The organism is Ruminococcus sp., from assembly GCF_045129435.1.
Lineage (GTDB): Bacteria > Bacillota > Clostridia > Oscillospirales > Acutalibacteraceae > Ruminococcoides.
This window is the reverse complement of sequence record NZ_JBGVJL010000096.1, coordinates 1-10246: the sequence shown is the minus strand read 5'-3', so window position 1 is coordinate 10246 and position 10246 is coordinate 1. Positions and strand designations below refer to the sequence as shown.

The 10246-nt window shown below is 36.4% G+C and carries 8 protein-coding genes; all 8 read left to right on the top strand.

Annotation, left to right across the window (positions count from 1 at the left end):
* Positions 1 to 1072, top strand: a 1072-nt coding sequence (locus tag ACJMMI_RS04610) for an ABC transporter ATP-binding protein (RefSeq protein WP_405353974.1), incomplete at its 5' end; no start/stop codon positions are given.
* Positions 1073 to 2980, top strand: coding sequence for an ABC transporter ATP-binding protein (locus tag ACJMMI_RS04605; RefSeq protein ID WP_405353972.1), 1908 nt, complete (start codon positions 1073 to 1075; stop codon positions 2978 to 2980).
* Positions 2981 to 3209: 229 nt separating this feature from the next.
* Positions 3210 to 5402, top strand: coding sequence for a CRISPR-associated helicase Cas3' (gene cas3 / locus ACJMMI_RS04600; protein WP_405353970.1), 2193 nt, complete (start codon positions 3210 to 3212; stop codon positions 5400 to 5402).
* Between the two features lie 219 nt (positions 5403 to 5621).
* Entirely contained in the window at positions 5622 to 6272 is a 651-nt protein-coding gene (gene cas5c / locus ACJMMI_RS04595) for a type I-C CRISPR-associated protein Cas5c (protein ID WP_405353968.1), read from the top strand.
* Positions 6272 to 8020 (top strand): type I-C CRISPR-associated protein Cas8c/Csd1, encoded by a 1749-nt coding sequence (cas8c, locus tag ACJMMI_RS04590; RefSeq protein ID WP_405353967.1) that lies wholly within the window; start codon positions 6272 to 6274, stop codon positions 8018 to 8020. Before cas5c ends, cas8c begins: the two co-directional genes overlap by 1 nt.
* Entirely contained in the window at positions 8013 to 8924 is a 912-nt protein-coding gene (gene cas7c / locus ACJMMI_RS04585; RefSeq protein WP_405353966.1) for a type I-C CRISPR-associated protein Cas7/Csd2, read from the top strand. Before cas8c ends, cas7c begins: the two co-directional genes overlap by 8 nt.
* A complete protein-coding gene (gene cas4, locus ACJMMI_RS04580; protein WP_405353965.1) occupies positions 8921 to 9577 on the top strand; it encodes a CRISPR-associated protein Cas4 in 657 nt (218 codons plus the stop codon). Before cas7c ends, cas4 begins: the two co-directional genes overlap by 4 nt.
* A gap of 2 nt (positions 9578 to 9579) precedes the next feature.
* The coding region (gene cas1 / locus ACJMMI_RS04575; protein WP_405353963.1) for a CRISPR-associated endonuclease Cas1 at positions 9580 to 10246 on the top strand (667 nt) is incomplete at its 3' end.

Here is a 10246-nt window from a genome sequence, read left to right as displayed (position 1 = left end):
TTACAAGCTTTTTGTAACGGCTGAAAACTGCATGGTATCTGTAATGCCTGTAATGCAGCTTACAGTTTATGCTTGTATTATTGCAATCAGCTGGCTTGGTGCAAATATGATTGTCGGTTCAACACTTACAACAGGTGAGCTTACAAGTATGCTTACATACTGTATGAACATTCTTATGTCACTTATGATGCTTGCAATGGTATTTGTAATGATTACAATGAGCGGTGCAAGTGCAAAGCGTGTTGCAGGTGTGCTTAATGAAAAGAGCAGCCTTACAAACGGCGAAAATCCTATAGAAAATATTTCTGACGGCAGCATTGAATTTAAGAATGTATATTTCAGCTACAACGAAACCGGCGAAGAGCCTGTGCTTGATAATATCAACTTGAAAATTAAGTCGGGTGAAACTGTCGGAATTATAGGTGGTACGGGCAGTTCAAAAACAAGCCTTGTAAACCTCATAGGCAGACTTTACGATGTAACAAGCGGTGAAGTTTTTGTTGGCGGCAGAAATGTAAAGGAATATGACCTTGAAAAGCTTCGTGACGAGGTATCGGTAGTGCTTCAGTCAAATGTACTTTTCAGCGGTACAATATTAGATAACCTGCGTTGGGGTAATGAAAACGCAACAGAAGAGGAATGTATCAATGCCTGCAAGCTTGCTTGTGCAGATGATTTTATTCAGACCTTCCCTGACAAATACAATACCCACATTGAGCGTGGCGGTACTAATGTATCGGGTGGTCAGAAACAGCGTATTTGTATTGCAAGAGCGTTGCTTAAAAAGCCTAAAATTCTTATTCTTGACGACTCAACAAGTGCTGTAGATACCGCTACAGATGCTAAAATCAGAAAGGCTTTTGCAGAGGAAATTCCTAATACAACTAAGCTTATTATTTCTCAGAGAATTTCAAGTGTACAGAATGCCGATAAGATAATTGTTCTTGATAACGGTAAAATCAGCGGTATGGGCTCTCACGATGAACTTCTCAATCATAATGATATTTACACCGAGATTTATGATGCTCAAACCAAGGGCAGCGGTGATTTTGATGCAAAGGGGGAGATGTAAATGCCAGGTCCAATGGGTGGTGGCAGAAGACGCCAGATGGGTGCAAAGCCAAAGGTAAAAAATCCGGGTAAAATTCTTGGAAGAATCTTAGGCTACACCTTTAAAAATTATAAAATTCATATGATAATCGTATTTATCTGTATTATCGTCAGCGTTCTTGCAAATGTGCAGGGAACATTATTTATTCAGTCGCTTATTGATGATTACATTACTCCGCTTATGAATACAAGCTCACCGGACTTTACTCCGTTGCTTATGGCAATAGCAAGAGTAGCAGGCTTTTATTTGCTCGGTGCAGCTTCAACCTTTGCGTATTCTAAGCTTATGGTTTATGTAACTCAGGGTACTATGCGTAATCTGAGAATTGACATATTCTCACATATGGAAAGCTTGCCAATCAAATTCTTTGATACTCATTCACACGGCGACATTATGTCGGTATATACAAACGATATTGATACTCTTCGCCAGATGATAAGCCAGAGTATGGTACAGCTTTTTTCAAGTGCTATTACAATTATATCTGTACTTGTAAGTATGATTTCAATCAGTATCCCTCTTACACTTTTAACTCTTGTTATGGTTGCCGTAATGTTTATTGTTTCAGGTAAAATCGGTGGCAAGAGCAGCAAATACTTTACTGCTCAGCAGGATGACCTTGGTAAGGTAAACGGATACATTGAGGAAATGATGAACGGTCAGAAGGTTGTAAAGGTATTTAATCACGAGAATAAAGCAGTTGAAGAATTTAACGAGCTTAACGACAAACTTTTTGACAGTGCATATAATGCAAACAAATTTGCGAATATTCTTATGCCAATCAATGCTCAGCTTGGTAACATCAGCTATGTGCTTTGTGCTATAGTTGGCGGTGTGCTTGCGTTTAATCATTTTGCAGGACTCACACTCGGCGGTCTTGTTGCATTTATGACATTCAACAAGAACTTCAGCCAGCCAATCAACCAGATTAGTATGCAGCTTAACAGTATTATTATGGCTCTTGCAGGTGCAGACAGAATCTTTAAACTCCTTGATGAAGAACCAGAAGAAGATGACGGCTATGTAAACCTTGTAAATGCAAAAATTGTTGACGGCAAGATTGAGCCATCTGAGGAAAGAACAGGTATATGGGCGTGGAAACACACTCATAGTGATGACGGTACAACAGACTACCGTCAGCTCAAGGGCGACCTTGTAATGGATGATGTTGACTTTGGATATACAGATGATAAAATGGTACTCCACAACATTGACCTTTACGCAAAGCCGGGTCAGAAGATTGCTTTTGTTGGTTCAACCGGTGCAGGTAAAACCACAATAACCAACCTTATTAACAGATTTTATGACATTCAGGACGGTAAAATCCGTTATGACGGCATAAATATTAACAAAATCAAGAAAGCTGATTTAAGACGCTCACTTGGTATTGTATTGCAGGAAACCCACTTGTTTACCGACACAGTAATGGAGAATATCCGTTACGGCAGACTTGACGCTACCGATGAAGAGGTTATTGCAGCGGCTAAGCTTGCAAATGCAGACAGCTTTATCCGTAAACTGCCACATGGTTATGATACAGTTCTTACAGGTGACGGCGGAAACCTCAGTCAGGGACAGCGACAGATGCTTGCAATCGCCAGAGCGGCCGTTGCAAATCCACCGGCACTTATTCTTGACGAGGCAACAAGCTCTATTGATACCCGTACAGAAAAAATTGTACAGGACGGTATGGATAAGCTGATGAAGGGCAGAACAACATTTGTAATCGCCCACAGGCTTTCAACTGTCAGAAATTCAGATTGTATTATCGTACTTGAGCATGGCAGAATCATTGAAAAGGGTACACACGAACAGCTTATTGAGCAAAAGGGTAAATATTACCAGCTCTACACAGGTAAAACAGCATAACTTATATAAACCAACAGCCGATACATTAATTTTTGTCGGCTGTTTTTGTATGTAAACACTAAACAAAATTGTATTATACACAATGCACAAAACAGCAAGCAAAAGTTTTATAGCTAATTTGCATAAATTTATCTTATTTTCTTATATTTTGTGATATAATATCAATAGTACTCAAAAAATGAAATATTAAATATAAAATTTGTATAAATCGTGAAATGAAGGTGCGACTTTGGATTACATTGCTCATAAAAGAAATGAAACTGACGGTAAAGAAGAATTGTTGATTGATCATCTTACTCAAACGGCTGAAATGTCAAAGAAATTTGCTGAGACATTTGGCTTTGGTGATTTGGCTTATTATATCGGTAAACTACACGATATTGGCAAATACAGCGACAAGTTTCAGAGAAGAATCAGAAATGAAAATATAAAAGTTAATCACTCAACAGCAGGGGCTATTACTGCCGGTAAATCAAGAAATGTTATTTCAGCTTTTTGCATTTCAGGACATCATGGCGGTTTGCCTGACAGAGGAACACCCGGTGACAGTGCCGAAACGGGTACTTTGCTTGGTAAGTTGAAAGATAATAGTATTGAAGATTATTCATACTGGATAAATGAACAGCCGAATTTTAATGAATATTCTGTCAATGAAAATAAACACTTTGCTCAGAAAATTGCTCAATATGGGAATTATGGTCTTGCTTTTTTAACTCATATGATGTTTTCGTGCCTTGTAGATTCGGACTTTTTATGCACAGAAAAATTTATGTCTGATAATTCAGTAGTCAGAGATGGTTATGATGAAATACCTGTTTTGCTTGACAGGCTGAATAAATACATAGAAAAATTCGGTACACCGACTACTAAACTTAACATTTTAAGAACAGATATTCAAAAACAATGTATAAACGCCGCTAAGCGTGCTGAGAATTTATTTTCCTTAACTGTACCCACAGGCGGTGGAAAAACTATTTCTTCACTCGCTTTTGCTTTAAATTATGCTGTGCAGAATACTCACGAAAGAAAGCGTGTTATTTATGTTATCCCTTACACAAGCATTATTGAGCAGAATGCCGAGGTTTTTGAGAAAATACTTGGAAGTAAGAATGTTATTCAACATCATTCCAATGTTGTGTATGACAGCTCGGAGAATAGTGAAACTGTTAATAAAAAGCAGCTTGCCTGCGAAAACTGGGACGCACCGATTATAGTAACAACGGCGGTTCAGTTTTTTGAATCGTTATATAGCAATAAACCGGCTAAAAGCAGAAAACTGCATAATCTTGCAGAAAGTGTAATTATTTTTGACGAAGCACAGATGTTGCCTGTAGATTATCTAAAACCATGTGTAAGAGCAATTAATGAGCTTACCTCAAAGTACAATGCTACCGCTGTACTATGCACAGCCACACAGCCAAATCTTGACGGCTTTTTTGGACTGTATAATAAAAATGTGCCTAATTATCAAATACCTGAAATATGCAGCATAGACAAAGAAAAGTATATTGAAGAATTCAGAAGAGCAGAGTTTGTTTATGAAGGTAAACTTGAAAATGACGAACTTGCTGCAAGACTCAGAGAGGAAAATCAGGTATTGTGTATTGTAAATACCAAAAAGCATGCCAAAGTGCTTTTTGATATGATTGGTGATGATCAAGGAAATATTTGCCTTTCAACGCATAAGTATCCAAAACACAGAAAAAGAGAAATTGCGTACATAAAAGACAGACTAAAAAAAGGCTTACCTTGCAGAGTGATTTCTACAACTCTTATTGAAGCAGGTGTGGATATTGATTTTAAAACTGTTTACCGAGCAATTTCGGGTATAGATTCTGTTTTGCAGGCAGGCGGAAGATGTAACCGAGAAAATAAAAATCCAAGAAATGAGAGTATCGTTCATATATTTGATACCACAGAAGTTATAGATTTTCAGCAGAAAAATGCAGTTGCCGCCAGAGATGTTATCCGAAAATACGGAAATGAAATATATAAATCTGATGCAATTAAAATGTATTTTGAAAATCTATATGAAATATATGATATTTCAAGTACATCAGATAAACAGATTCCGTTTGATAATAAGAGTATTGTTGAAGGTTATGAAAAATTTGAATTTAATAAAATTGCCAAAGAATTTAAACTTATTGATAACAACACAAGAACGGTATATATCGTAACTGAAGAAAATAAAAACCTTATTGCCTCATTGAGAAACGGAGAGTATTGTAAGGATTTATTCAGACAACTTGAACAGTATGGTGTAAATCTGTATGAATATGAATTTAAAAAGCTTGATGATGCGTCTGCTATTGAAATTATTGACGGAAGCTTTTTTATACTTGCGGATAATAAATATTATTCTCAGGAAAAAGGAATAGAATTCCCTGATGCACAGTTAGGAACAGGAATATTTTATTAATTGTTAAACAAAAAGGGAGCAAGATCGCTCTTACTCCCGTTTTGTGAAAAAAATAATTAAAATATTTCAATCCACTGCTAACGCAGACAAGTAAATCATAGCATATAAAGTATTACAAGTCAAATTCATTAAATATAATAAAAATGAAAAAAGTTATTGACAGTATAATAATGTTGTGATATATTATAACTACAGACAAAACCGAAAGGAGTGATAAACTTGTCAATTATGGTTGAAGTGTTTGGACCATATGCAGCATTTAATCGACCAGAACTGAAAATAGAACGAATGACATATGATGTTATGACGCCATCTGCCGCAAGGGGAATACTTGATGCTATATTATGGCATCCGGGTATGAGGTGGCATATTGATAAGATTTATGTTCTGAATCCGATTAAATATTCAAACATTCGCAGAAACGAAGTGAAATCTAAAATATCCGCAAATAATGTGAGAGCGGCAGTGAACGGAAAAAAATCAGATTTATATATTGATACAAAGTCTGATATTCAGCAGCGTGCAGCACTGGTGCTAAAAGATGTTCACTATGTAATTGAGGCACATTTTGAAATGACCGAGAATGCAAGCCCTACAGACAATCCTGCTAAATTTCAGGAAATGATGAAACGCAGACTTGAGAAAGGTCAATGCTATCATCAGCCGTATTTTGGTTGCAGAGAATTTCCAGTGAAATTCAGAAGATGGGAGTCCTCTTATGTTCCTACAGCATATCCGAATACTATAAAAGAGTTAGGACTTATGCTTTATGATATGGAATATAGTAAAGACGAAATTACACCAATGTTTTTTAACGCTGTACTTAAAAACGGTGTGCTCGATTTGAATGATTGTGAGGTGTACAAATAATGCTTTTGCAATCTTTAGTTAAGCTTTATGAAAGTCTTGCAGAAAAAGGACTGATTGAGAAATCAGGCTGGAGTCCTGTGAAAATTTCATATGGACTATGTATTGACGAAAACGGCATAGTCTATGATATTGTAAATTTAAAGCAAAAAACAGCTGATGGCAAAAAAGAAGTTCCAAGACTTGTAAGTTTACCTATGCCGGTAAAGCGTTCATCAGGAGTAGATTCAAATTTTTTGTATGATAACGCTACCTATTTGTTTGGCTATGATTCTTCCGGAAAGCCGGACAGAGCATTAAATTCTTATGAAAACTGTAAGAACAAGCATTTAAGTATTCTTAATGATTGTAGCGACGAATATTCACAGATTATTAAAAAATTCTTTGACAATAAGCCTGATGATGTTCAGACTTTGCTCAAGAAACTTAACTGCAGTGATGCTGTTATTGATGAAATTTTAAAAAAAGGTGTAAATCTTCTCCTTATGCCGAGCGGAAAAAGTCCGATAAAATCAGAAGAAATATGTTCAGCTTGGGACAGACACAAAAATAGCTCAGACAGTGAAAAGGGTGTATGCCTTGTAACCGGCAGGTATGATACTATTGAAAGGACTCATCCTTTGATTAAAAATGTCAGAGGTGCTCAATCTGCAGGTGCTTCGCTTGTATCTTTTAATGGTGCAGCGTTTGAATCGTTCGGAAAAACGCAGGGATATAATGCACCAGTCAGCGAATATGCAGCATTTGCTTATACTTCAGCTTTGAATAAACTGATTGCAGACAATGACCATCGTCTTTTTGTCGGCGATACAACTATTGTGTGCTGGACAGAGGACGCTGAGCCTGCCTATCAAGATGCGTTTTTTAGAATATTTGATGATGAAAATGTAATGTCAGACCAAACTTTGATAAGCACGCTAATAAAAGTGACAAATGGACAAAAGGTATTATGGAATGATGTACCGCTTGATCCTGACAACAACTTTTACATTCTTGGAATTTCTCCTAACTCAGCACGATTATCCGTAAGATTTTTCATTAAAAATACTTTTGGAAAAATTATGGAAAATGTTTTAGAACATGAGGAGAGAATGAAGGTAGTAAAGCCGAGCTTTGAAACCCGTTCAAATATAACCTTGTGGCAGATGCTTAATGAAACTGTCAACAAAAATTCTAGGGACAAGGCTTGTAAGCCACATCTTGCAGGTGATGTGCTTAATGCTATTCTCAACGGAATGCCATATCCAAATACTTTGTTTACCGGTGTGGAAAGCAGAATTTCAGCAGAACATAATATTAATTGGGGAAAGGCTTCCACAATCAAAGCCTATCTTATGAAAAATTATAATATGAAATACAAGGAGGACTTAACTTTGGAATCTACAGACAAAAGACAACAGATAGCAAGTTTGCTTGGAGTTCTTTTTTCAAATCTTGAGGAAATTCAGAACGCGGCAAATCCAGGTATAAAGGCAACCATTCGAGATAGATATTTTGCATCTGCAAGCTCAACTCCTGCATTGGTTTTTCCTTTGCTTATTGAACTTGCTCAAAATCATTTAAAGAAGCTTGCTACAGGACAGAGTATTTATCTATCAAAACAACTGACAGAAACTATGTCTGAAATTGAGGAGCTTACACAAAAATTTCCTGTAAAACTTACACTTGAGGAAAAGGGAATGTTCCAGCTCGGTTATTACGGTCAGACACAGAAAAGATTTACAAGCAAGGAGGAAAAGAATAATGGCTGATGTAATTAAGAATAAATATGATTTTGCAATAATTTTTGATGTAGAAAACGGAAATCCGAATGGTGACCCTGATGCAGGCAATATGCCAAGAGTCGATCCAGAAACCGGTAACGGTATCGTAACTGATGTATGTCTTAAAAGAAAAATCAGGGATTATGTTGATACAGTAAAAGAAGGAGAGGACGGCTACAAAATTTATATTAAAAGCGGTGTAACCTTAAACAAAAAGGATCAATCTGCTTTTGAAAATTTTGATATTGAGGTTGAAACTGACAAAAAGAAGATGCAGGATAAAATCAAGGGACTTAAAAAGACCGATCCTGATCTTGACCTGAAAATCAGAGATTTTATGTGTCAGGAATTTTTTGATATAAGAACCTTTGGTGCGGTAATGACTACATTTGTAGCTAATAATATGAATTGTGGTCAGGTGAGAGGCCCTGTTCAGCTCAGCTTTGCCCGCTCTATTGATCCTGTTGTTCCACAGGAAGTTACAATTACACGATGTGCGGTAACAACTGAGAGTGATGCGGAAAATAAGGTAAATACAATGGGAAATAAGTTTATCGTTCCTTATGGAGTTTATATTGCAGAGGGCTATATTTCTGCAAACCTTGCCCGTAAGGTTACCGGATTTTCAGAAGATGACCTCGAACTTCTTTGGAATGCAATTATAAATATGTTTGAGTTTGATCACGCTGCTGCAAGAGGTAAAATGGCAGTTCGTAAGCTTGTTATTTTCAAGCATAGCAATGAACTCGGAAATTGCCCATCTTATAAGTTGTTTGATGCAATCAATATTCAAAAGAAACCTGATGTTTTGGTTGCACGAAAATTTGCTGACTATGATTTTTCAGTTGATACACAGTTAATTCCTGATGAGGTAGAATGTATTATTAAATGATGTACGATGATGACAGTATACTGAGCATATCGGGAATACAGCATTTTGTGTTTTGTCGCAGACAGTGGGCATTGATTCATATTGAACAGCTATGGGCGGAAAATATGTTCACTGTCAGCGGTGAAATTATGCATAAAAATGCTCACGATAATTCTTTTTCTGAAACAAGAAACGGAATAGTAATTTCAAGAGGTATGCAGGTTGTATCTTATGAAGCAGGTATATATGGCGTTTGTGATGTTGTAGAATTTATTCCTGCTGATGATGGTGCTGTAATTTATGGTAAAGAAGGAAAATATTCTATAATACCTGTTGAGTATAAACATGGAGAGCCAAAAGAAACCGATGAAGATATTTTACAGGCAGCGGCACAGGCAATTTGTCTTGAAAATATGTTTTGCACAAGAATTAATGAGCTTGATATTTTTTATGGTAAAACAAAACATCGCTTGAGAGTAGAATTTACCAATGAAATACGCAACAGATTAAATGAAATCCTTGATGAAATGCACTCACTTTACAAACGCAAATATACTCCAAAGGTAAAGCAATCAAAGAAATGCAGAGCTTGTTCATTGAGAGATCTTTGTATTCCAAAGCTTACTAAGATTAAGTCTGTAAATAAATATATGCAAGATATGTCAGAGGAATAATTATGAAAAAATTGCTTAATACGCTCTATGTTACTTCAACGGACAGGTATTTATCCCTTGATGGAGAAAATATTGTTATATCAATAGACAGACAAGAATGTGCAAGAGTACCAATTCATAATATTGAAGCTATTGTAACCTTTGGATACGGCGGAATCAGTCCTGCTTTGCTTGGAAAATGTGCAGAAAATAGCATTAGCGTTTCTTTTATGAGCAGAAGTGGCAGATATATTGCCGGAATTACAGGCCCTTATTGCGGAAATGTTATTTTAAGAAAAACACAGTACAGACTTTCCGACAATGAGGACGAATGTACTGCTATTGCAAAGAATATTATATACGGTAAAATTTTTAATTCACGCTGGGTAATAGAGCGAGCTACAAGAGATTATCCAAATTCTGTTGATGTGGAAAAATTAAAGAATGTTTCCGCTCAACTAAAAGCTTCGATGCTTAGTATTGCAGAATGTAAAGATACCGAGCAAATTCGAGGAGTTGAGGGAGAATCGGCTACAAGATATTTTTCAGTGTTTAATGAACTTATTTTACAACAGAAAAATGATTTTGTGTTCAATGGAAGAAACAGAAGACCGCCAAAGGATATGGTGAATGCCATGCTTTCTTTTTCTTACACTATGCTGACAAGTATGGTGACCTCTGCTTTATACT

What these genes read in the sequence shown, in the direction of transcription:
- cas8c (WP_405353967.1), top strand. Translation starts at nt 6,272, where the DNA reads ATGCTTTTGCAATCTTTAGTTAAGCTTTATGAAAGTCTTGCAGAAAAA.
- cas4 (WP_405353965.1), top strand. Translation starts at nt 8,921, where the DNA reads ATGATGTACGATGATGACAGTATACTGAGCATATCGGGAATACAGCAT.
- ACJMMI_RS04605 (WP_405353972.1), top strand. Translation starts at nt 1,073, where the DNA reads ATGCCAGGTCCAATGGGTGGTGGCAGAAGACGCCAGATGGGTGCAAAG.
- cas7c (WP_405353966.1), top strand. Translation starts at nt 8,013, where the DNA reads ATGGCTGATGTAATTAAGAATAAATATGATTTTGCAATAATTTTTGAT.